Origin of the sequence: Antarctobacter aquimaris, assembly GCF_900184945.1 — a bacterium.
GTDB classification, from domain to species: Bacteria; Pseudomonadota; Alphaproteobacteria; order Rhodobacterales; family Rhodobacteraceae; genus Maliponia; species Maliponia aquimaris.
Genome location: NZ_FXYF01000004.1, coordinates 120,410 through 143,379 on the forward strand (window position 1 = coordinate 120,410; position 22,970 = coordinate 143,379).

22 protein-coding genes are annotated in these 22,970 nt (G+C 67.7%); 12 read left to right on the forward strand and 10 right to left on the reverse strand.

Features of this window, described 5'->3' with window-relative positions; translation table 11 throughout:
• Positions 1-20 precede the first annotated feature (20 nt).
• The 7 genes from MAA8898_RS08460 to MAA8898_RS08490 all read right to left on the reverse strand — a co-directional run bounded on the left by MAA8898_RS08460 (position 21) and on the right by MAA8898_RS08490 (position 9,060).
• Positions 21-1,328 (reverse strand): ABC transporter substrate-binding protein, encoded by a 1,308-nt coding sequence (locus MAA8898_RS08460; protein ID WP_094020562.1) that lies wholly within the window; start codon positions 1,326-1,328, stop codon positions 21-23.
• 160 nt (positions 1,329-1,488) lie between these two features.
• Positions 1,489-2,520 (reverse strand): LacI family DNA-binding transcriptional regulator, encoded by a 1,032-nt coding sequence (locus MAA8898_RS08465; protein WP_094020563.1) that lies wholly within the window; start codon positions 2,518-2,520, stop codon positions 1,489-1,491.
• Positions 2,521-2,677: 157 nt separating this feature from the next.
• Positions 2,678-3,886 carry an efflux RND transporter periplasmic adaptor subunit gene (locus MAA8898_RS08470; protein WP_094020564.1) on the reverse strand — a complete coding sequence of 403 codons (1,209 nt, stop codon included), beginning with the start codon at positions 3,884-3,886 and terminating at the stop codon, positions 2,678-2,680.
• Positions 3,887-3,890: 4 nt separating this feature from the next.
• Positions 3,891-6,251 carry an ABC transporter permease gene (locus MAA8898_RS08475; protein WP_094020565.1) on the reverse strand — a complete coding sequence of 787 codons (2,361 nt, stop codon included), beginning with the start codon at positions 6,249-6,251 and terminating at the stop codon, positions 3,891-3,893.
• 4 nt (positions 6,252-6,255) lie between these two features.
• On the reverse strand, positions 6,256-6,972 hold the full coding sequence (locus MAA8898_RS08480) for an ABC transporter ATP-binding protein (protein WP_094020566.1): 717 nt from the start codon (positions 6,970-6,972) through the stop codon (positions 6,256-6,258).
• A gap of 286 nt (positions 6,973-7,258) precedes the next feature.
• Positions 7,259-8,347 carry a Gfo/Idh/MocA family protein gene (locus MAA8898_RS08485; protein ID WP_094020567.1) on the reverse strand — a complete coding sequence of 363 codons (1,089 nt, stop codon included), beginning with the start codon at positions 8,345-8,347 and terminating at the stop codon, positions 7,259-7,261.
• On the reverse strand, positions 8,344-9,060 hold the full coding sequence (locus tag MAA8898_RS08490) for a GntR family transcriptional regulator (protein ID WP_281252854.1): 717 nt from the start codon (positions 9,058-9,060) through the stop codon (positions 8,344-8,346). The genes MAA8898_RS08485 and MAA8898_RS08490 overlap by 4 nt, the downstream gene beginning before the upstream one ends.
• Positions 9,061-9,188: 128 nt before the next feature.
• On the opposite strand from MAA8898_RS08490, the gene MAA8898_RS08495 reads away from it, so the two are divergent.
• From MAA8898_RS08495 to dctP, 6 genes are all read left to right on the forward strand, one after another.
• Positions 9,189-10,343: an LLM class flavin-dependent oxidoreductase gene (locus MAA8898_RS08495; protein WP_094020870.1), complete on the forward strand. Its 1,155-nt coding sequence runs from the start codon at positions 9,189-9,191 to the stop codon at positions 10,341-10,343.
• Positions 10,343-11,227, forward strand: a complete 885-nt coding sequence (locus tag MAA8898_RS08500; RefSeq protein ID WP_094020568.1) for an aldo/keto reductase — start codon at positions 10,343-10,345, stop codon at positions 11,225-11,227. The genes MAA8898_RS08495 and MAA8898_RS08500 overlap by 1 nt, the downstream gene beginning before the upstream one ends.
• Positions 11,227-11,736, forward strand: coding sequence for a flavin reductase family protein (locus MAA8898_RS08505; RefSeq protein ID WP_176445103.1), 510 nt, complete (start codon positions 11,227-11,229; stop codon positions 11,734-11,736). Before MAA8898_RS08500 ends, MAA8898_RS08505 begins: the two co-directional genes overlap by 1 nt.
• Positions 11,737-11,821: 85 nt before the next feature.
• Positions 11,822-12,418 (forward strand): TRAP transporter small permease, encoded by a 597-nt coding sequence (locus MAA8898_RS08510; protein ID WP_094020569.1) that lies wholly within the window; start codon positions 11,822-11,824, stop codon positions 12,416-12,418.
• Between the two features lies 1 nt (position 12,419).
• Positions 12,420-13,988: a TRAP transporter large permease gene (locus tag MAA8898_RS08515; RefSeq protein ID WP_094020570.1), complete on the forward strand. Its 1,569-nt coding sequence runs from the start codon at positions 12,420-12,422 to the stop codon at positions 13,986-13,988.
• 41 nt (positions 13,989-14,029) lie between these two features.
• Entirely contained in the window at positions 14,030-15,097 is a 1,068-nt protein-coding gene (gene dctP / locus MAA8898_RS08520; protein WP_094020571.1) for a TRAP transporter substrate-binding protein DctP, read from the forward strand.
• A gap of 138 nt (positions 15,098-15,235) precedes the next feature.
• On the opposite strand, the gene MAA8898_RS26210 is transcribed toward dctP, so the two are convergent.
• Complete coding sequence (locus tag MAA8898_RS26210; protein ID WP_176445104.1) at positions 15,236-15,394, reverse strand: hypothetical protein; 159 nt, start codon at positions 15,392-15,394, stop codon at positions 15,236-15,238.
• A 164-nt stretch (positions 15,395-15,558) separates the two neighbouring features.
• Here MAA8898_RS26210 and MAA8898_RS08525 point away from each other — a divergent pair, with 164 nt between their 5' ends.
• The gene (locus MAA8898_RS08525; protein ID WP_094020572.1) at positions 15,559-15,978 is read left to right on the forward strand and encodes a hypothetical protein; all 420 of its coding nucleotides are present in this window, start codon (positions 15,559-15,561) and stop codon (positions 15,976-15,978) included.
• Between the two features lie 219 nt (positions 15,979-16,197).
• On the opposite strand, the gene MAA8898_RS08530 is transcribed toward MAA8898_RS08525, so the two are convergent.
• Positions 16,198-16,593, reverse strand: a complete 396-nt coding sequence (locus MAA8898_RS08530; RefSeq protein ID WP_245853338.1) for a tetratricopeptide repeat protein — start codon at positions 16,591-16,593, stop codon at positions 16,198-16,200.
• Between the two features lie 75 nt (positions 16,594-16,668).
• Between MAA8898_RS08530 and MAA8898_RS08535 the strand changes: the two genes are divergently transcribed.
• Complete coding sequence (locus MAA8898_RS08535; RefSeq protein WP_094020574.1) at positions 16,669-17,988, forward strand: cytochrome-c peroxidase; 1,320 nt, start codon at positions 16,669-16,671, stop codon at positions 17,986-17,988.
• A gap of 58 nt (positions 17,989-18,046) precedes the next feature.
• Here MAA8898_RS08535 and MAA8898_RS08540 read toward each other — a convergent pair whose 3' ends face one another.
• Complete coding sequence (locus MAA8898_RS08540) at positions 18,047-19,336, reverse strand: flavin-containing monooxygenase (protein ID WP_094020575.1); 1,290 nt, start codon at positions 19,334-19,336, stop codon at positions 18,047-18,049.
• 225 nt (positions 19,337-19,561) lie between these two features.
• Here MAA8898_RS08540 and MAA8898_RS08545 point away from each other — a divergent pair, with 225 nt between their 5' ends.
• The 4 genes from MAA8898_RS08545 to MAA8898_RS08560 all read left to right on the forward strand — a co-directional run bounded on the left by MAA8898_RS08545 (position 19,562) and on the right by MAA8898_RS08560 (position 22,915).
• The gene (locus tag MAA8898_RS08545) at positions 19,562-20,710 is read left to right on the forward strand and encodes an aromatic ring-hydroxylating oxygenase subunit alpha (RefSeq protein WP_370738618.1); all 1,149 of its coding nucleotides are present in this window, start codon (positions 19,562-19,564) and stop codon (positions 20,708-20,710) included.
• A gap of 37 nt (positions 20,711-20,747) precedes the next feature.
• On the forward strand, positions 20,748-21,164 hold the full coding sequence (locus MAA8898_RS08550; RefSeq protein ID WP_094020577.1) for a RidA family protein: 417 nt from the start codon (positions 20,748-20,750) through the stop codon (positions 21,162-21,164).
• 64 nt (positions 21,165-21,228) lie between these two features.
• A complete protein-coding gene (locus tag MAA8898_RS08555; protein ID WP_094020578.1) occupies positions 21,229-21,903 on the forward strand; it encodes a DUF1028 domain-containing protein in 675 nt (224 codons plus the stop codon).
• A gap of 61 nt (positions 21,904-21,964) precedes the next feature.
• Entirely contained in the window at positions 21,965-22,915 is a 951-nt protein-coding gene (locus tag MAA8898_RS08560; protein WP_094020579.1) for a LysR family transcriptional regulator, read from the forward strand.
• The last annotated feature ends 55 nt before the right edge of the window (positions 22,916-22,970 follow it).

The following is a 22,970-nucleotide window of genomic DNA, read 5'->3' on the forward strand; positions in this document are numbered from 1 at the left end:
GCAGTCATGCAGGGCCGCGTTTAGCGGTAACCGGCCGCTTCCATGGCTTCGTTGGTCAGAGCCTGCGCCTTCTCAAGCGCCTCGTCAATCGTCTGCTGACCTGCGTAGACGGCCGAGAACTGCTGGCTGACTTCGGTCGCGATGCCGGCGAACTCGGGGATCGCCACGAACTGCACGCCGACGTAGGGAACCGGCTTGACCGTCGGGTTGTTCGGGTCTGCGGCCAGGATCGACTCCAGGGTCTTGGCGGCAAACGGAACCTTCTGGTACTCGGGGTTCTCATACAGCGAGGTGCGCGCGCCCGGAGGAACGTTGGCCCAGCCTTCTTTCGACGCGACAAGCTCGACGTAGCTCTTCGAGGTCGCCCACTCGATGAACTCCTTGGCAGCCGCTTCCTTCTGCGTGCCGGCCGGGATCGCCAGCGCCCAGGCCCAGAGCCAGTTCGCCTTCTTCTCGACACCTTCGGCGTTCGGCGCCAGGGCAAAGCCCACCTTGTCGGCCACGGTCGAGTCGTTCGGGTTGGTCACGAAGGACGCCGCAACGGTGGCGTCGATCCACATGCCGCACTTGCCCTGCTGGAACAGCGACAGGTTCTCGTTGAAGCCGTTGGAGGCATAGCCCGGAGGACCGTAGTTGTTCATCATGTCGACAAAGAATTCCAGAGCGGCCTTCCACTCCGGCTGGTCGAACTGGGCGTTCCAGTCCTCGTCGAACCAGCGCGCGCCGAACGAGTTCGCCGTCACGGTGATGAAGGCGCCGCCTTCACCCCAGCCGGCCTTGCCGCGCAGGCAGATGCCGTTGATGTCGTTGTCGCGGTCGGTCATCGCCGCCGCGGCGTCACGGATGAATTCCCAGGTCGGGGCGTCGGGCATGGTCAGCCCGGCCTTTTCCATCAGGTCCGTGCGATACATGATCATCGAGCTTTCGCCGTAGAACGGTGCCGCATACAGCGTGCCGTCGTGGCTCAGGCCGTTCCGCATGGCGGGCAGCAGATCGTCGACGTCGTATTCCGCGGACAGGTCGTCCAGCGGGACCAGCCAGCCGTTGGCGCCCCAGATGGGCGTCTCGTACATGCCGATCGTCATGATGTCGAACTGGCCACCCTTGGCGCTGATGTCGGTCGTCACGCGCTGGCGGAGAACGTTCTCTTCCAGAATGACCCACTCGACTTCGTGGCCGGTCGCCTTGGTGAATTCGTCCGACAGACCCTGCATCCGGATCATGTCGCCGTTGTTCACGGTGGCGATGGTCAGCGTTTCGGCGGTCGCGCCGGTGACGGCAACCGACACCAGAGCGGAGGCGGCAAAGAGTGCGCCTTTCAGTTTCATCAGGTATCCTCCCTTGGAGTGCTCACTGCACCACTGCAACCTAGAGGAACGCCCGTTAGCGAGTCAATAATAAAGTTTACGGGAGTAAACTTTTATCTTTCCGCAGCGCAGCATAATTCTTTCCGCGACGCAGCGTAAACCTTGCCGCAATGCAGCATTCTCACGCCGATTGGCGCATCAGCAGCTTGCCGTCAAAAAAGACTTCGACCCGCTCCGCAGCACCAAGCCCGCTTTCGATCAGGGAAAACAGCAGTTCTACGCTGCGTTCCGCGATTGCCGAATAGTCGTGCGACACCGTGGTCAGCGGCGGGCAGGTGTAGCGCGAAAACGGATGGTCGTCGTGGCCGGCGATGCGCAGCGCGGTGCCCGGCCCCCGGCCGACTCGCAGCCCCTTGTGAAAGGCCGCCGCCAGCAGGCCGATGGCCAGGCGGTCGTTGCTGCACAGCACGGTGTCGGTGGGCAACCCGTGCGCCTCGATCAGCTTGATTCCCTGCTCCATGCCGATTCGCTCGAACTCCCAGCCGTCGCCCTCGACCTGCAACAGCATCGGCTCATGGCCCAGCCCCTCCATCACCTCGCAATAGGTCTGGCGGCGGCGGTAGGCGTTCGGGTTGGAGGGGGTGCGCATCTCGAAAAATGCCGGCGGCTGGCCGGTCCGGCACAGGTATTCGCAGATCAGCGAGGTCGCCTGCGAATTGTTGTGGCCGATGAACCCGTTACCCAACCCCTTGATGTTACTGTCAAACAGGACCGACGGCACGGCATCGCAGAAACTTTCCACGGCACTTCGGTCCGATGTCCGGCCCAGCGGCGCCAGCAGCGCGCCGGCGGGCTTGATGGCGCGCAGGCTCTCGAGGTTCTCGACCTCCTGCGCGCTGTCCCCGTGCGAGCTCAGCAGGATCGGGCGAAAGCCGGCGGCGTTCACCAGCATCTCCAGCTTGCGGGCGAATTCGGCGAACACCGGGTCGGCCAGGTAGGGCACCACGATGCCGATGTTCTTGGTCAGCTTGCGGTTCTGGTTGATGGCAAAGATGTTCGGACGGTAGTCGTATTCCTCCAGCGCGCGTTCGATCCGCGCGCGGGTGGATTTGCGGACACTGTCCGGGTCGTGGAAATACTTCGACACCGTCGGCCGCGAGATACCGCTGACCTCGGCGAACTCTTCCATATTCCGGATCTTGCGGCCGCTCATCGGCACGTCCTCCCTCTACATCGGCACGCGCCTTTGACAATGCAGTCAGTCCAGCCGCCTGCAAAGTATTATTTTTACGCGCGCGATGATTTCAGCATGTGATGTCAAATCCGATCCGTCAAGAGCATCCCGGAACTACGGGCGTCAAGACCCCGGATTATCGGAACGCGCGTTCCGTCACGGCGACCCCTTCGCCGATGGTGTCCGGCGGGTGCAGGATCACCCTGTCGCCGGCGCTCAGCCCCGCCAGCACCTCGGCGTGCCGACCGTCGCGCCGGCCGATCGACAGCTCCACCTCGCGCGCTTGCCCGTCGTCGTAGCGGTAGCAAAACCACCGCCCCTCGCGCCGGAACACCGCCGCCAGCGGCACCAGCAGCGCGTCCGGGGTGCGCCACTCCTCGATCCGTACAAAGACGGCAAAGCCCTGCCCCAGCCCCGCCCGCGCCTCCGGCGGCGAGGTGAAGTCGAGCACCGCGTCGACCCGCTGCTCCTCGATGCCCAGCGCCGACACCACCGTGCGCGCCGCCGGTTCGATCAGGCTCAACTCCGCCTCCAGCACCCCCGCGCCGCCCCAGCGTTCCACCGTGGCGGGCGCGCCGATGCTCAGCCGCGTCGCCTCGGAGGACAGCAGGTCAGCGACGATCTCCAGCTCCGCCGGGTCGCCGATGGTCAACAGCGGCGCGCCGGCCTGCACCGGCCGCGCGCTCTTGCCCTCGATCGACAGCACCACGCCGTCCGCCGGCGCGCGGATCGTCAGGCAGCAGCTGTCGGCCTCCGCCGCCTCCGCGACCGGGTCGACCAGCACCGCCGCCGCGCTGTCCAGCGCCGCGCGCGACATCGCCAGCCGCGCCTCGGCCGACTGCCGGTCCGCCTCGGCCAGGCTCAGCTGCTGGCTTGCCGTCTCCAGCGCGGTCAAGGAGGTGGTGCCCCGGTCGGCCAGCGCCTTGGCCCTTTCGTACTGCGATTTTGCATAGGCCGCCTGCGCCTCGGTCCGCACCACCTCGGCCTCGGCGAACTTCACGTTCGCCTCCGCCTCGTGCAGCGCCGCCACCGCCTGCGCCCGGCTGCGCGCGTCCAGCAGGGTGGGCGCGGCGGGCTGCACCTCCGCCACCACGGTCACCCCCCTGGCCACCATGTCGCCCACCGCCACGGGCGAGCGCAGCACCGTCCCGGCAATCGGCGCGGCCACCGCGTAGACCTCCTTGATCCGCGTCTTGCCGTCGGCGTCCACGGTCACGCTCAGCGCGCCCCGCGCCAGCACCGCCAGGTCCACCGGGACCGGGTCGGTGCGAAAGGCCGTCGCCACCAGCCCGCCGACAATGGCGATCCCGGCAACCGACAGCCCGATGGTGCGCAAGGTCCACATCGGTTCACTCCCTCGTTTTCATCACGGCAATCAGGTCCAGCCGGGTCAGCCGCCGCGCCACCAGCGCAACGGAGACCACCGCCGACCCCAGCACGATCAGGCTCGCCCGGGCATAGGTCCGCGGCTCCAGCACCAGCGGGATGGCATAGAGGTCGCTGGAAAACCCGCTGGTCATCAGCTCGGCCACCGCATGGCCGATCCACCAGCCCAGCGGCTGCGCCAGCAGCGCCAGCAACAGCACCTCTCCGGCCAGGATATAGGCCACCTCGGACTGCGAGAAGCCCAGGATGCGCAGGCAGGCCAGCTCCCGCGCCCGTTCCGACAGCTGCACCCGCGTCGCGTTGTAGGCCACGCCCACGGTGATGATCGCCCCCAGGATGGCATAGACCGAGGTCACCACCAGGATGTTCTGGCTCAGCGTCTCCATGAAGCTCTGGCGGTTCTCGGTCATGTTGATGGTGCCCACCAGCCGGGGGAAATCCTTGATCGCCGCCTGGAAATCCTCCGCCGCGCCCGGATCCTCGAGCGTGACGTTCACGGTCGACACCCGCGGGCTCTGCCGGAACATCCGGTTCAGCGTCTCGTGCGAGACATAGGCGCCCAGGCCAAAGAACTGCGTCACCACCCCCGCCACCGGCAGCTGGTAGGTCTCGCGCCGCCCGGTCTCGAAGGTGACGGTCAGCGTGTCGCCCACCTCGATGTGCAGCGCCCTGGCCAGCCGGTCCGACAGCAGCACGCCGAACGGATCGGGCGCGATCACCTGCCCGTCGTCGTCCACCACCCGCGCCAGGTCCGCACCCTCGGCCACGGTGGACACCGGCACCTGCTTTTCATAGGGCCCGTGGATCAGCCGCGCCGCGTGCATCTGCTGCGGCTCGACCTGCAACACGCCGGGCAGCCGCGCCACCTCGGCCAGTGCCGAAATCGGCGCGTCCGGGTCGAACAGCAGCAGCATGTCCTGCCGGTTGGACTGGTAAAAGGCGGTGTCGATGATCTTTCGCACCGCGTCGGGAAAAAAGGTCGAGGCGACCAGGATCGCCACCGCCAGCGCCATGCCCAGCAGCGTCATCGCCGCACGCAGCGGCCAGCGCGTCAGGCTGCGCAGGATCATCCGCGTCGGCTGGCCCAGGTGCAACACCTCGGCCAGCGTGTCAAAGACCGTGCCGCGGAAATTCGGCGGCGCGGGCGGCGCCATCGCCACCGCCGGGGCCAGCCTTGCCGCCCGCATCGCCGCGTTCAGCGCCCCCGCGCTGGTCGCCGCCAGCCCCAGGATGGCCGAGGCGGCATAGACGCTCAGCGGCACGCCGAACACCAGGAAAGGAAAGTCGAAATACTTGGCATAGAGCTGCGCCATGGCCTGCGCCAGCCAGCTGCCCGCCGCCCAGCCGATGCCCACCCCCACCAGCGCGATCAGCCCCGCCAGCATCAGGTAATGCAGGCCGATCTCCCAGTTGGTGTAGCCCACCGCCTTCATCAGCCCGATCTCGGCGCGCTCCAGCTGCACGATGCGGCCCATGACCATGTTCACCAGGAACACCGTGATCCCCAGGAAGATCGGCGGCAGCACCCAGGCCATGACCTCCAGCTGCTGGATCTCGGCGTCGAGAAAGGCATTGGACTGCTGCGTGTCGCGCCCCTGCGGCGTGGTGGCGCCATAGGGGTCCAGCAGCGCCTCCACCGCCTGCTTGACCGGCTCCACCGGGGTACGCGGCAACAGCGTCAGCGCGGCGGTGTTGAAGGCCCCCGCCATGCCGAATCCCGCGTCCATCACCGAGGCGTCCAGCCACAGGATGCCGAAGGTCTCGTTCTGCGGCATCAGCGCGCCGGGGCCGATGGTGTAGATGAACTCGGGCGACAGCGCGGTGCCGGTGATCGTCACCGCCCGCTTGCGCCCGTTGAGATTGACCGAGAACACGTCGCCGGGGTCAAAGCCGTTAGCCTCGGCAAAGGGCTGGTTGACCACCACCTCGCCGGGCCCCTCCGGCCAGCGCCCCTTGCGCAGGATCGGCAGGTTGAGCAGCGGCTCGCCGCTTTCGGGGCGCGAGATCAGCAGCCCGGTGGCGGGCTTGGCCCGGCCTGGGATGTCCAGCACGGCATAGGCCCGGACCTGGGTCTCCACCTGCACCACGCCCTCGATGTCGCGCAGGTCATGCACCAGGCTGTCCGGCGCGCGCCGCGCCGAGGCAAAGACATGGGCAAAGCGGTTGGTGTCATAATAGGCCGCGCGCGTGTCGTTCAGCGCCCGGCCCATGCCGACCGACATCAGGATCACCGTGACGCCTGCCGCCAGCACCAGCGCGATGGCCAGCCCCTGCAACCAGAGCCGCCGGAAATCGCGCAACAGCTTGATGTCCATCGCGTGCATCGGGCTACCAGTCGATCTCGGAGGCGGCCAGCCGGGTGTCGTTCACCTCGACCCGGTCGATCCGCCCGTCCTGGAACCGGATCACCCGGTGCGCCATCTTGCGGATCGCCGCGTTGTGCGTGATGACGACCGTGGTGGTGCCGAACTGGTCGTTGATGGTCTGCAAGGTCTCCAGCACCTGCACCCCGGTCTTGCTGTCCAGCGCGCCGGTCGGCTCGTCGCACAGCAGCACGTCGGGCCGCTTGGCAATCGCCCGCGCGATGGCGACCCGCTGCTGCTCGCCGCCCGACAGCTGCGCCGGGAAATGGTCCATCCGGTGCGACAGCCCGACCAGCGCCAGCGCCTCGGCGGGCGTCATCGGGCGCTTGGCGACATCCGTCACCAGCTGCACGTTCTCCCGGGCACTCAGCGACGGCACGAGGTTGTAGAACTGAAAGACAAAGCCGACATGCGCCCGCCGATACCGTGTCAGCGCCCGGTCGGAGGCCCTGGTCAACTCGGTGTCGCGGAACCAGAATCGCCCGCCGGTCGGCCGGTCCAGCCCGCCGAGGATGTTCAGCAGCGTCGACTTGCCCGACCCCGAAGGCCCCAGCAACACGGTCAGCTCCGCGCCGAACAGGTCCAGGTCCACCCCCGCCAGGGCATGCACCTTCACCTCGCCGGTGTCATAGATCTTGGTCAGCCCTTCGGTGCGAAAGACCCGCTCGCCTGTCTGCGCCATACCCTGCTCCGCTTGCGCCGCCAGTGTGCAGCAAAAGCGGCCCCCGCGTCTTGACCGGGATCAAGCCCACGGACATCTCCCGGCCGGACCGTCGCAAAGGCAGGGGGCGCTGCCCCCTCGCCCCGGAACAGGTCCGGGGCTCACCCCCGGAGGTATTTTGTCCAAGAAGAAGCCATCAGCGGCTCTTTGCGTTTCTTCTTGGTCCAAATATCTCCGGGGGAGTCGATGCGCAGCATCGGCGGGGGCAGCGCCCCCAGCCCCGGTCAGGTTCAGCGCAACGATGGGATCAGAGCGCCACCGCCTGCCCGGTTGCCGCGCTTTGCTGCGCCGCCAGCCCCATGCGCACCGCCGCGATGCCGTCTTCCAGCGTGACTTCGGGCCGGCCCTCGCCGCGCACCACCGCGTTGAAGCGTTCGTGCTGGTAGAAGGTCGACCCGTTGTGATCCCCCGCCGCCAGCAGCGTCGGATCCACCGGCACCTCGACCAGGCGCGGGCCCTTCGGCACGCGGGGCGAGACGATGACCTGCGGCACCGGCGCGTCGCCCAGGTGCGCCGGCCAGAAGCGGCCCGGGCCGGGCACCAGCGCCTCGATCTTGCCGCGCGGGCCGATCGCGCTGATCTCCTCCTGGTAGCGCGCGCCCTCGGCGAACATGCACAGCTCCAGCATCGCCCGCGTGCCGCGCGCGAAGTCGACGATGACATAGCCGTTGTCCCAGATGTCCGGCGCCTTGCCGTCGAAGACCTCATCCTTGTGGTTCACCGCCTGCCCGGCGGAGGCCATCACCCGCACCGGCTCGTCGCGCAGGATCAGCCGCATCAGGTCGAAGAAGTGGCAGCATTTTTCCACCAGCGTGCCGCCGGTGCGCGCGTTGAAGCGGTTCCAGGCGCCGACCTTGGGCAAAAACGGAAAGCGGTGTTCGCGGATCGTCAGCATGGCGATGCCGCCGGTCGCCTCGGCCACCTCGTCGCGCAGCAGCGCCACGGGTGGCATGTAGCGGTACTCCATCGCCACCCAGACCGGCGCAGGATAGCTGCGGGCGAAGTCGCGCAGAAAGGCCTCGTCCTCGGGCGCGGTGTAGATCGGCTTTTCGCACAGCACAGGCAGCGGGCGTGTCGCCGCGATCTGGCGCAGCTGCGGCACGTGGCAGTCGTTGGGCGAGACGATGACCAGCGCGTCCAGCGACTCGATCGCCAGCAGCGCCTCCAGCGAGGGACAGACCTGCGCGCCGCCGGCCTGTTGCGCGGCGCTTTGCGCCAGTTCCGGCACCGGGTCGTAGACCGCCGCCACCCGGCCCTGCGGCAGCAGCGCGATGTTCTGGATGTGCTCGCGCCCCATCATGCCGCAGCCGACAATCCCGTAGTTGACCATGCTCATCCTCTGCCGATCCTGTTGATGTAGGTCACGGTCCCCGGGTCGAACCAGGTCCGCGAGAATTCCACCGGCTCTCCGGCGGCATTGCGCGACAGCCGCTCGACGTAGCCCGCCATCTGCCCGGGGTCCGGCGGGAACCGCGCGTCGCGCCAGTCCGGCACCGGGGCCAGCGACACCCGGTCCTCGGCCGACAGGATCACCAGGCCCAGCCTTTCGCGGTAGAACAGGTAGAGCGATTCCGACACCTCGCGCGCCACGATGTCCCGCGCCTGCGCCCCGTCCAGCCAGATCTCCTCCAGCGCCGCCGGCACCCCCGACAGGAACCGCAGCCGGCGGAATCGCCAGCCTTGATCGGACGGGCCGAACCCCGGCGCATCGGCCGGTTTCGCCAGCCGGTCGACCGACAGCAGGTCCGCCGTGGGCAATCCGCCGCCCGCCGCCAGCTCCAGCCGCAGCATCGAGTAGATCGAGGCCACCCCCGGCCGCGCCCGCACGTAGTTGCCGGACCCCTGCACGCGGTCCAGCAGCCCCTTGTTCGCCAGCGTTTCCAGCGCCTTGCGCAGGGTGCCCACGGCAATCCCCAGGCTCTCGGCCATCTCGCGTTCGGGCGGCAGGCGCACGCCGTCGGCCAGCCGCCCCGAGGCGATGTCCCGGATCAGCATCTCGCTGATCTGCGCGTGTTTGGGCAATGCCGCCGAGGTCTGTCCCCGCGCCACGATGCGTCTCCTCCCGTGCCGGGTCCTGTCGCCCGGATCGAATTAATACACTATTGATGCATGAATCGGAGGATGCTACGCAAGACGAAATCGACGCCGAATCCGGCGCGCTACTGGGAGGTCCCGCCATGACCGTCGTGCCCGTCACGTCGCCCGATCTCGACGCCTCCGAGGTCAGCTGGTTCTCGGCGCTCTGCTCCGACGACTACCGCTACCTCGGCGTTCCCGACGGCGCCCTGCGCTCGTCGTGGGAGCATTGCCGCGACATCGTGCTGGAGGCCGAGAAGCAGGGCTTTCGCAACATCCTCGCGCCCTCGTCCTACCAGGTCGGCCAGGACACGCTGAGTTTCGTCGCCGGCATGGCGCCGCTGACCAGCACCATCAACATGCTCGCCGCCATCCGCTGCGGCGAAATGCATCCCATCATGCTGGCGCGCACCGTCGCCACGCTGGATCACATGATGCAGGGGCGGCTGACGCTGAACGTGATCTCCTCGGACTTCCCGGGGGAGAAGGCCGAAAGCAGCTACCGCTACCAGCGCTCGCGCGAGGTGGTGGAAATCCTGAAACAGGCCTGGACCCGCGACAGCATCGACTTTGCCGGCCAGGTCTACAATTTCTCCGGCCTCACCACCGACCCGGCCAAGCCCTACCAGACCGGCGGGCCGATGCTGTATTTCGGCGGCTACTCGCCCGACGCGCTGGACCTCTGCGGCCAGCATTGCGACGTCTACCTGATGTGGCCCGAGCCCAAGGAACAGATCGCGCAGCGCATGAAGGACGCCAACGCCGCCGCCGAACGCCACGGCCGGACACTGGATTACGGCCTGCGCGTCCACATGATCGTCCGCGATACCGAGGCCGAGGCGCGCGAATACGCCGAAAGCCTGGTGTCAAAGCTGGACGACGAATACGGCAAGCTGATCCGCGAGCGGGCGCATGATTCGATCTCGCTCGGCGTCTCGCACCAGGCCCGCGCGCGCGAACTGGCGGACAAGTTCGGCTATGTCGAACGCCACCTCTGGACCGGCATCGGCCGCGCGCGCTCGGGCTGCGGTGCTGCGCTGGTCGGGTCCGCCGACCAGGTCCTCAGCGAAATCGAGGAATACCGCAAGATGGGCATCCGTGCCTTCATCTTCTCCGGCTACCCGCACATCGACGAATGCCGCCATTTCGGCCGGCTGGTCCTGCCGGAGCTGAAAACCTGCTCGTTGCCGCACGAATATGGCCGTGTGCCCGCAGACACCCCGGCCACGCCGCTGGGCCAAGGAGTGCGCAAGTGATGGAACGCATCGACCTGACCGATGACCTCAGCTTCAGCCGCATCGTCTATGGCATGTGGCGGCTGGGCGACGATGCCGACACCTCGGCCGATCACGTCCGCAACAAGATCGCCGCCTGTCTCGACCAGGGCATCACCACGCTGGACCAGGCCGACATCTACGGCGGCTACATGGCCGAGGAAATCCTGGGCCAGGCCCTGACCCCGGAGCTGCGCCGCCAGGTCGAGATCGTCACCAAATGCGACATCGTCGCGCCGGTGGGCCGCCATTCCGGCGCGCGGGTGAAGCACTACGACACCTCGCGCCGCCACATCCGCGCCTCGGTGGATCAGTCGCTGCGGCTGATGAAGATCGACGAGATCGACCTGCTGCTGATCCACCGCCCCGATCCGCTGATGGACCACCGCGAAACCGGCGAGGCGCTGGATGATCTGGTTTCCTCGGGCAAGGTGCGCGCCGTGGGCGTGTCGAACTTTCGCCCGCACGACTGGACGCTGCTGCAATCGGCGATGCAGACGCCGCTGGTCACCAACCAGATCGAGCTCAGCCTGCACGCGCACCAGGCCTTTACCAACGGCGACCTGGCCTTCCTGCAGGAACGCGACATTCCCCCGATGGCCTGGTCGCCGCTGGGCGGCGGCGCGCTGATGACCTCGAACACCGCGCTGACGACGGTGCTGGACCGGGTCGCGGCGGAACAGGGCGTGGACCGCGCCGCCGTGGCCGTCGCCTGGCTGCTGGCGCATCCGGCCAACATCCTGCCGGTCATGGGCACCAACACGCTGGAGCGGATCCGCGGCTTTGCCCAGGCCTTTGCCGTGGCCATGACGCGCGAACTGTGGTTCGAATTGTACAGCGCCGCCCTGGGACACGAGGTTCCGTGATGGACGGCAATTGGAGCCACGCCATGCAGGTCATCGACCCCGCCGCGGACTCCCGCGCCTTTCGCGCCGCCCTTGGCAGCTTTGCCACCGGCGTCTGCATCGTCACCGCCCCTTCGGCGGAGGGGCCGGTGGGCATCACCGCCTCCAGCTTTGCCAGCGTCTCGCTCGACCCGCCGCTGGTGCTGTGGTCGCCGCAAAAGGCCTCGCGCCGCTACCCCTGGTTCCGCGACGCGCGGCACTACGCGATCCACATCCTGGATGGCCACCAGCAGGCGCTGTGCAATGCCTTCACCCGCGACCCACACGCCTTTGACGGGCTGGACTGGGCACCGGACGCCAACGGCGTGCCCCGGATCGACGGCTGCCTTGCCCGCTTCGACTGCACGCAGGAGGCCACGCATGACGCCGGCGATCACCTGATCATCGTCGGCCGTGTCGCGCAGGCGGCGTTCCGCCCCGGCCTGCCGCTGCTGTTCCAGGGCGGCCGTTTCGTCAGCCTCAAGGGCTGAGCACAGGACCTAGGGACTGGGGCGCCAAAGACCCCGGCCGGCAAAGTGAAGGGGCGCCACACGCCCCAACCCAGGGAGGAGCGCCATGCCGGTGCTGCTGACACTGCTCTGGCCGCTGGAGCGGCTGAACACGGCCGTGCTGGCCGTCGGCCGGGTGATCGCCGTGATCGCGCTGGCCATCATGGTCTGCCTGATCCTGGGCCAGGTCTTCTGGCGCTACGCCCTCAACGACGCCCCCAACTGGACCGAGGAAGGCGCCCGCTTCGGCATGCTCTGGCTGGTCGGGCTGATGGCGCCGCTGGCCTACCGGCAGGGCGGGTTCGTCGCCATCGACATGCTGGCCCGCGCCCTGCCCCGCCTTGTCGCGGCGCTGCTGACGCTGGTGCTGCTGGTGATCTCGCTCTGGGTGCTGGTCATCGCCTGGGACAAGGGGCTGAACAACCACGTCGACAGCCTGTCCGGGCGCGGCTGCTCGTCCTCTCTGCGCTGGCCCTTCGGCATCGAGATCGGCAAGTGCAAGGCCAAATTCGCCAACCAGTACCAGTACGCCGCGCTCTGGGTCGGGATCAACCTGCTGATCCTGGTCAACGTCGAGCTGATCCTGCGCCAGCTGATCACCCTGCTGGGCGGCGGCAACCGCCTGACGCCGCTGCACACCGATGACATGGCGGGGGCCGACTGACATGCTGCTGTGGTTCCTTCCGGTCTTTCTCGTCCTGATCATGATCGGCCTGCCGGTGGTCTTTGCCCTCTTGGCCGCGCCCTTTGGCCTCTTGGTGCTGGACGACCAGAGCCGCCAGCTCTCGGTGCTCTATCGCAACCTCTACAGCGGCATGGACAGCTTTCCGCTGATGGCGCTGCCCTTCTTCATGCTGGCGGGCGAGATCATGAACCGCGGCGGCATCACCATCCGCCTGGTCGAGTTCTCCCAGGCCATCATGGGCCACCTGCGCGGCGGTCTCGCCCACGTCAACATCCTGTCGTCGATCCTGTTCGCGGGCCTCTCGGGGTCGGCGGTGGCCGACACCTCGGCGCTGGGCTCCACCCTGATCCCGGCGATGGAAAAGAACGGCTATACCCGCCGCTTTGCCGCCGCCATCACCGCGGCCAGTTCGGTCATCGGCCCGATCATCCCGCCCTCGGGGATCATGATCATCTACGCCTATGTCATGGGCGAATCCGTCGCCGCGCTGTTCCTGGCCGGCATCGTGCCCGGCATCCTGGTCGGCGTCGGCCTGATGGTCATGGTCCGCCTGATGGCCGACCGCTACGACCTGCCCAAGGCCGAACGCATCGTCGTCAAGGGCCAGACCATGACCACCACGGAATACTGGGTCAGCCTGCTGCTGGTGCGGGTGAACGTGGCGGGCCTCTTGATGGCGGTCTACGGCTGGCTGTCGGTGCCGCTGGGCCTGGCCTCCTGGGACCAGAACGGCGACCGCGTGCATGACCTCAACCTCTGGGTCGTCTTCGCCGTCATGCTGATGATCGCCCACGCGCTGATGCTGCGCTGGCGCCGCAGCGTCAGCCATGACTTCCGCATCGTCTGCAAGAAGGCGGTCGCGCCGCTGCAAACCCCGGTCATCATCCTGGGCGGCATCCTGATCGGCGTCATGACCCCGACCGAGGCCAGCGCCGTCGCCGTCGCCTACGCGCTGGTCATCAGCTTTCTGGTGCTGCGCTCGATGAACATGCGCGACCTGGTGCAAGTGCTGTCGCGCTCGGCGCTGTCGACCTCCGCCGTGCTGCTGCTGGTCGGCGCGGCGGTGGCGTTCAAGACGGTCGTCTCGCTGTCCCACGCGCCGCAGATCCTGACCGAGATCATCCTCGGCCTGTCGGAAAACCCGCTGATCCTGCTGTTCCTGATCAACGTGCTGCTGTTCATCGTCGGCATGTTCCTCGACGCCGGACCCGCCATCATCATCCTCGGTCCGATCCTGGGCCCGATCTTTGTCGAGCTGGGCGTCCACCCGGTGCATTTCGCCATCATCATGAGCGTCAACCTCACCGTGGGCCTGGCCACGCCGCCCATGGGGCTGGTGCTGTTCGTCGCCTCCACCGTCAGCCGCGAGAGGGTGGAAACCATCGCCCGGGCGATCCTGCCCTTCCTCGCGGTCGAGGTGGTGGTGATCTTCATGATCACCTACATCCCGGCGATCTCGATGACCGTGCCCTATCTCACGGATTTCATCCGCTGCCCGCCAAACACCGGCTTCATGGCTTGCATCAGCCCCGGACCCGTGTCCAACTGACCGCAAAAGACACCACGACAGACACCAATGGGAGGAAACACATGATGAAACATCTCTTTGCCGCGGCGACCCTGGGCGCTGCCTCGCTGACCGGGGGCGCGGCGCTGGCCGCCGCCCACGGCGACCCGATCAAGCTGGTGGCCACCGCCAACTCGAACGAGGCCGACGAGGATTACGCCGGCCTGATCGTCTTCAAGGACTACGTCGAAGCCGCCTCCAACGGCGGCATCGAGGTCGAGATCTACATGGGCACGCAGCTGTGTTCGGACGGCGCGGAATGCATCGAGGGCGTCTCCGAAGGCGCGATCGACATCTACATCTCCACCTCGGGTGGCGCGGCGGGGATATTTCCCTACGTGCAGGTGCTGGACCTGCCCTACCTGATGTCCAGCGACCGGGTGGCGGAAAAGGTGCTGTCGGGCGATTTCGTGCGCACCCTGCGCGACATGGCGCTGGCCGATTCGGACAACACCGTGCGCCTGATGACCGTCGGCAACACCGGCGGCTGGCGCAACTTCGCCAACACCAAGAAGCGCATCCAGATGCCTTCGGACCTCGAAGGGCTCAAGATCCGCACCGTGGTCGCCGACCTGCCGCAGGAACTGGTCAAGTCGCTGGGCGGCGCGGCGACGCCGATCCCGTGGCCGGAGCTGTTCACCTCGTTGCAGACCGGGGTGGTCGACGGCTCGCAGAACGGCATCACCGACATCATGGGGATGAAGTTCCCCGATGCCGGCCTCAAGTACATCACGCTGGACGGCCATTCCTACATGGGCGCGCTGTGGTGGATGAACAACGAAAAGTTCATGGCGATGGACCCGGCGATGCGCCGCGTCGTGGTTGACGGCTTTTACGCGCTGCAACAAGCGACCTTTGCCGCACCCAAGCGTGGCGCGATCCAGGCCTACGCCGACTTCACCGCCGGCGGCGGCGACATCTACGTGCCCACGCCCGAGGAAAAGGCCGCCTTTGCCGAGGCCGCCAAGCCGGTGCAGGACTGGTTCCGCGCCAATGTCGAAGGCGGGGGCGAGATCCTCGATGCGCTGATCGCCGCCGTGGACGAGGCCGAGGCCGAGCTGGCGGCCGACTACGACGCCGACCTGAACTGAGCGGTTTCGGATCGCCTGACGGCGATCCGACGTGCCGGGGGGCTTTGCCCCCCGGACCCCCCAGAGGTATTTCGGCCAAGAAGAAGCAGGGGCCGGGTCCTGTTCGGCGCGCGGCCCTCCCGGCCGAAGCGAGGCCGGTCAAAAGGACAGCTGGCCCAGCACCTGCCGCAGATAGGACATGTCGAGGCTGTCGGTGTCGCGGCTCTCGTGCAGGCAATACCGCCACAGGAACAGCGTGTAGACCTCGTGTGTCTCGGCGAAATCCGGCGAAAAGACCGGGGGCAGTTCCTGCCGCAAGCGTCTGACCCCGTTTTCCGGCGGCGGGTCGTACAGGTGGACCGCATCAGTTCACCGATCGGGTCGCCGAGGCGAAACCTGTCCGCGCAGGTGCCTTTGCCCAGCCGCCGCGTCAGGAGCAGACCGTCGATCAAAGGGATGTCCTGCGCGACGCCATCGACGATGTGTTCGCCCCGGACCAGGCCACCGTCGAAATCGTCGTCGGGCGGCACCATCTCGGGGCCGCGGTTGAACACCAGCCAGTAGGGCGTCCTTCCGTCCGGCGCGGTAAAGACCGCGCCGAATTCCTGCGTGGTGCCGTCGCGCGCCGCGTCGTCGCCGTCCTCATCGCTCAGGACCAGCAGCGGGAAGCCGTCAAGGCTGTCCGTCGCCGGGGTGGCGATCTCTTGCCGTTGACGTCGATGTACCACAGCTTTTCGGTCATGTCGGTGACGGTGGCAAAGCCGTCGAACCGGGCGGCGTCCCGCCACGGCCAGACCTGCGCCAAGTGCCGGTCGATCTACATCGACAGCCTCGTCCTGATTTCGGCCAGCATCGGGAACGCCAGGTACAGCAGGACGCCCACCGCCAAGGCGAACTTGTGACCGCGACCAAACGGGATGCTGATCCCCCGGGACTCTGCCCGAGGAATGATCCAGGTCAAGTCGGCCGGTCGGACAGGGGCAGGCGGCCGGGGACGGTGGGCGGGGCGTCGTTGCCGCAGGCAACGCGCGCCGCTCCCGTCCCGGCGGTTAATTTTTCCTGAACGCTTTGTACAAAAAGACATTTTTCGCGTACAGGACGTACAATTTGTACAAACCTCGTCAGCGGAACGGGTACATCCACACGCGGTAGTCGTCGACCAGGACCTGCGCCCTGACGCGCTGTTCCCGGCTCATCCGCGGGGTGAGTTCCGCCAGCGAATCCGGCGCGTCGACGTCGCCGCCGATGGCCGATAGCGCGTACCACAGGTAGGCCCGCACCAGGTCCGGCGCGGTCAGCCCGCGCCCCGTCTCATAGTACCAACCGATCCCCGACTGCGCCCCCGGATGGCCCTTCATCGCCGCGCGCAGATACCACTCAAAGGCTCTTTCGTCATTCTTTTCAACGCCCAGGCCCAGCGCGTACATGACCCCGATCAGCTCTTCGGCGTCGGCATTGCCCGAGCGGGCCAGCACCCGGAACTGCTCCATCGCGGCGGTGAATTTGTCCGCCTCCATCAGGTCGCGCGCCACTTCGAGATCGGCTGCGAAAACGGGACTTGAGAAGCCCAGCAGCCCTGCCAGAATGATCCCATGCGCCTGTTTCACTCTGCCCTTGCCCTGCATTGTCTCTGCCTCCTGCTGGTGTCGGCCTCCGCACGCGCCGACCCTGTCACCCTGGATGATTTCCTGCCCGTCGACCCGGCGCAAGCCCGTCTGGGGCAGCTGCTGTTCTACGACCCGATCCTCAGCGGAAACCGCAACATCTCGTGTGGGACCTGCCACCATCATACCATGGCCAGTGGTGACGGGCTAAGCCTGGGCATCGGCGAGGGCGGCGCGGGGCTGGGGGTGGAGCGCACGGCGGGCGAGGGCCGCGACCGCATCCGCAAGCGTATCCCGCGCAACGCGCCCGCGCTGTGGAACCTCGGCCACAGGTCGGTGCGGGTGATGTTCCACGACGGGCGGCTGGAGGTGTCGGACCTCTACGGCAACGGATTCGACAGCCCGGCCGAGGAATGGCTGCCGCGGGGCCTGGACAACATCCTGGCCGCGCAGGCGCTGTTCCCGCTGACCGCGCAGTTCGAGATGGCTGGCAACGTGGGCGAAAACAGCGTGACCGGTGCGGTGCACAACCGGATCGACCTCGGCTGGCCGATCCTGGCCAAGCGCGTGCGGGTGATCCCGGAGTATGGCGCTCTGTTTGTCGAAGCCTTTGATCACATTGAGGATCCCAGCGAGGTGACCATCGTCGAGATCGGCAATGCGCTGGGGGCCTTTGTCGCCTCGGAGTGGATCAGCATCGACAGCCCCTGGGATGCCTGGCAGCGCGACGGGGTGCTATTGCCGGAGGCGGCAGAGCGCGGGCGTGTGCTGTTCTTCGGCAAGGCGGGTTGTCACACCTGCCATTCCGGCCCGCTGTTCACCGACCAGGAGTTCCACGCGCTGGGCCTGCCCGCCTTCGGGCCGGGGCGGACGCGCACCTTTGACCCGATGCCGCGTGACGTGGGCCGGATGGGCGAAACGGACCTGCTTGAGGATGCCTACCGCTTTCGCACGCCCTCGCTGCGCAACGTCGCCCTGACCGCGCCCTATGGGCACAACGGCGCCTTTGCCACGCTGGAGGGTATCGTGCGGCACCACCTGGACCCTGTGGCCAGCCGCACGGCCTGGAAGGAGGCCGACGCGCGTCTGCCCAGGGTGGACTGGCTGGCCGAGGGGGATTTCCTGATCCGGCAGGACGCGCACGAGATGGCGCGGCAGGCCCGGGCGCTGGACATCAAGCCTGTGGCGCTGGACGACGGTGAGGTGGCGGACCTGCTGGCCTTTCTCGCGGCGCTGACCGGGGCGGGGGTGAATGACCGCCCGCTGGGGCGGCCAGAGCGGGTGCCTTCGAGGCTGCCGGTGGATTGACCCCATTGGGGTAGAGGTCCCGGGACAGGCCCGGGACGGGATCGCGCGCTGTAAGCGGTCAGGCCCGGTTGGCGGCCGGCAGGCCCTGTTCCTGCGCCCGCGCCTCGGCGTCGAAGTCCATGTAGCCGCGCTGAATGGTGATCTGGTCGGCGATGAAGCGCGCGTCGTGCCAGACGCCCCAGATGAAGGACGAGCCGCGCCGCGACTGCCAGGGCAGGCCCAGGAAGTAGACCCCCGGTTCGGTCGAGATGCCGCGCCGATGCGCCGGGCGGCCCTGTTCGTCGAAGGCGTCGACCTTGAGCCAGCCGTAGTCCAGCGCATAGCCCGTCGCCCAGAGGACCGTGCTGATGCCCGCCTGCGCAAGGTCCAGCGACAACAGAGGATCGCGCAGGCAGGCCGGATCGGGGCCGATGGCCCGCGCCTGTGGCTCCTCCGGCAGGTCCAGGCCCATGCGGGTCACCCAGGCGTCGGCCTCGTCCAGCACGGAAAGGTAGTTGGCATCGCCCTGCGCCACCGTCTGCGCCACGTCGCCGGCAAAGCGCACCGTGCCGTCCGCAAAGCCTTCGGTGCGGCCGGTCAGCACCATGCCGCGTTCGGCCAGTTGGCGGAAATCCACCGTGTGCCCGCCGTGCGCGCCGCTGACGGCGATGGTCACATGCTCGGCCCCCGCGGGCGGTGTCGTCATGTCCCATTTGCCCAGCACGCCCAGCCACCAGACGAAATCCCGGCCGCGATAGCTGCGCGGCGGGCGGTCATGCGGGCCGACGGACAGATACACCTTGCGGCCGGCGCGCAGCAACTCATCGGCGATCTGCACGCCTGACGACCCTGCGCCCACCACCAGCACCGCGCCTTCGGGCAGTTGGTCGGGGTTGCGGTAGGTGTTGGAGTGCAGTTGCAGCGGAACCGCGCCTTCGGGGATCATCGGCGGAAAGATCGGCTTTTGAAACGGGCCGGTGGCGGCGACGATGCGCTGCGCCTCGATCACGCCTTGCGAGGTCTCGGCGCGGAATCCGGGGCGGCCGTCCAGCCGGGTGACCGATGTTACCTCGACCCCGCAGCGGATCGGCGCGCGGATCATCCGGGCGTAGGCAGCGAAATAGTCGGCAACCCCCTCCTTGGGCACGAAGTCGCCCGGATCGCCGGGGAAATCCATGTTGGGAAAGCGGTCATGCCAGGCCGGACCGTTGGCGACCAGCGAATCCCAGCGCTCGGACCGCCAGCGTTCGGCGATGCGCGCGCGTTCCAGCACGATGTGCGGAACGCCCGCCAGGCCCAGGTGCTCGCTCATGGCGATTCCAGCCTGGCCGCCGCCGACGATCAGCGTGTCCGTGGTCTCAGGGGTCATGCAGCAGGTCCTTTCGCGGTTTCGCGGCACTCTAGGGGAGCCGGGGGCCCTGCCAAACCAGCATTTGGCGAAGCCTTGGTTGGGATGGGGCTAAGGCGGCGGCGCGCTTAGGCCCAGCCTAACGGCGGCTGAGGCAGGGATTTCTTTGGCTTCACCCGCGATTTGTGAAATCCTGCATGGGGCGCGCCTCTTTGCGGCCGCCCCTAATCCCATCACCCATGGAGGATGACCTTGGCCAAGGACCACCTTGATCCCGCACCGTTGCAGGCGCTGCGCGCCAACACCGAGGTCCCGTTCGAGCGCGCCCGCGCCATGCCGCCCTCGGTCTACACCTCCGACGAGTTCCTCAAGCTGGAAATCGAGCATGTGTTCGGCAAGGAGTGGTTCTGCGTCGGCCGGGCCAGCGCGCTGGCGCAGCCGGGCGACTACGTGACCTGCGACCTTGCCGGCCAGCCGATCCTGGTGATCCGCGACCGCGAGGGCGGATTGCGCGCGCTGTCGAACGTCTGCCTGCACCGCATGTCCACGCTGCTGCACGGGCGCGGCAACACGCGCGCCATCGTCTGCCCCTACCACGCCTGGACCTACAACCTGGACGGCAGCCTGCGCGGTGCGCCGGCAATGACGAAAAACGCCGATTTCTGCAAGGACACCTACCGCCTGCCGCAGGTCCGCTGCGAGGAATGGCTGGGCTGGGTCTTTGTCACGCTGGACCCGCAGGCCGAGCCGGTGGCCACGCGGCTGCGCGAGGTCGAGTCGCTGGTCGCGGGCTACGACATGACCAACTACACCGAAAGCTTCTACGAAGAGCACGTCTGGGACACCAACTGGAAGGTGCTGGCCGAGAACTTCATGGAAAGCTACCACCTGCCGGTCTGCCACGCGGGCACCATCGGCGGGCTGTCCAAGCTCGAGGAGATGGTCTGCCCGCCCGGCCTGCCCACCTTCAACTATCACACCATCCTCAAGGACGACCGCCTGCGCATCGCCATGGCGCATCCGTCGAACACCCGACTGAAGGGCGACGAACGGCGCACCACCTTCCTGCTGGCGATCTACCCGTCGCTGCTGATCACGCTGACGCCGGGCTATTTCTGGTATCTGTCGCTGCACCCCAAGGGGCCGGGGCAGGTGCACATCCGCTTTGGCGGCGGCATGTCGGACGACTACGCCGAGGACGCCGACGCGGCGCAGAACTTCGACGCGCTCAAGACGCTGCTGGACGAGGTCAACGTCGAGGATCGCGGCTGCACGGAAAAGGTCTATCGCGGGCTCTGCTCGGATATGGCGCAGCCGGGGCACCTGTCGCACCTCGAACGGCCGAACTACGATTTCGCGCGCTACCTGGCGGCGCGCATGGCCCACGTGGCCTGACCCACCGGAAAAAGACCCTGTCGAAAGGACACGCCTGATGGCGCATACCCGCATCCGCCCGTTCAACACGCGCGACACCTACCCCGAGCAGAAGCTGGACAACGACCTGAGCCACGCGGTCGTGACCAGCGGCGGCCGGACCATCTGGCTGCGCGGCCAGTGCCCGCAGAACCTGGACGACGGCAAGAACATCGCCAGCCACGACCCGACCGAGCAGGCGCACAAGGTGATGCAGAACATCCGCCAGCTGATCGAGGAAGCGGGCGGCAAGATGGAGCACCTGGTCAAGCTGGTGGTCTACCTGACCGACGTGCGCCACCGCGAGGCCGTGTACCGGGTGATGGGTGAGTACATCAAGGGCGTGCACCCGGTCTGCACCGGGCTGGTGGTGGTGGCGCTGGCGCGGCCCGAGTGGCTCGTGGAGATCGACGCCACCGCCGTCATCCCCGACTGAGACGCCGCGCCGGGGGGCCAGCCCCCCGGGCCCCCCGGAGTATTTGGACCAAGAAGAAGCACAGATGACCTTTTCCCTTGTTGCCCGTTGCGCAGAAACCGGAATGTTCGGCGTGGCGATCTCTTCGTCTTCGCCGGCGGTGGCGGCGCGCTGCGCCTATGCGCGGGCGGGTGTGGGGGCGGTCGCCTCGCAGAACGTGACCGATCCGACGCTGGGGCCGCTGGCGCTGGACCTGATGGAAGGTGGCCTGGGCGCCGCCGGGGCGGTGGACGAGGTGACGCGGCGCGGCGCCTTCATCGAGTACCGGCAGGTGCTGTGCATCGACAAGGACGGCGGCACGGCGATCCATTCCGGGCCGAACAGCCTGGGCATCTGGACGCAGGCGCAGGGGCGCGACGTCGCCTCGGGCGGCAACCTGCTGGCGAACGACGGGGTGCCGGCGGCCATCGTGGCCGGGTTCGAGGCGTCGAAGGGCCACCTGGGCGACCGGCTGATCGCCGCCCTTCGCGCCGGGCTGGCGGCGGGGGGCGAGGCCGGGCCGGTGCATTCGGCGGGCATGATGCTGGTCGACAAGGTGCCGTGGAAGGTGGCCGACCTGCGCTGTGACTGGACCGAGGACTGCCCGATCGAGGCGGTGGCGCGCGCCTGGGAGGTCTACAAGCCGCAGCTGGAGGCCTACGTGCAGCGCGCGCTGGACCCGCGCGCGGCGCCCTCTTACGGCGTGCCGGGGGACGAATAGCCACGGCTTGCCAAGCACCATCGGGCGGGAGAGGATGGGTCCTCCCCAGAGGATCCGCCCGATGTTGCGTTACACCCTCAGACAGCTGGAATATTTCGTCGCTGTCGGCGAAACCGGCAGCATCGCGCGCGCCTCGGAGCGGGTGAACGTCTCGTCCCCGTCGATTTCCGCCGCGATCACCCAGCTGGAGCAGGAATTCGGCCTGCCGCTGTTCGTGCGCCAGCACGCGCAGGGGCTGTCGCTGACCCAGGGCGGGCGGCAGATGCTGGAACAGGCGCGCGTGGTGCTGCGCGAGGCCTCTGTCATGATGGACATCGCCGGCGACATCTCCGGCGCGGTCCGGGGGCCCCTGGCGGTGGGCTGCCTTGTCACCTTTGCGCAAGTGGTCCTGCCGGCGCTGCGGCGGGCGTTCGAGGACCGGTTCCCGGACGTGCGCCTGCGCCAGCACGAGCTGAACCAGGTGGAGATCTACAGCCGCCTGCGACGGTCCGAGATCGACCTCGCGCTGAGCTATGACCTGGACCTGCCATCGGACCTGCGGTTCTTTCCGCTGATCGAGTTGACGCCCTTCGCGATCCTGGGCGAAGGGCACCCGCTGGCGGACCGGGCAGAGGTGAGCATCGACGACCTGCGCCCGCATCCCATGGTGCTGCTCGACCTGCCACTTAGCTCGGATTACTTCCTGTCGCTGTTTGCCGAGGGCGCGCGGCCGCGCATCGCCGAGCGCACCCGCGACATGGCGGTGATGCGCAGCCTTGTGGGCAACGGGTTCGGCTACTCCATCGCCAACGTGCGGCCACTGAACGACCGTGCGCCCGACGGGCGGCCGCTGCGCTTTGTGCCGCTGGCGGGGCCGGTGCGGGCGCTGCGGATGGGCTTGCTGACCGCGCAGGATGCGGATCGGTCCAACGCGGTGCGCGCGTTTCTCGAACACGCGACGCAAATGGTGCGCGACGGGCAGCTGCCCGGGCTGAGGGGCGTTGCCAGCGCGGGGCCCGGCACCTTAGCCTGAGACTAATCAGGGCTTTCGCAGCGGCGACTTTCGCGGCCAAGTCCCATGCGTATCC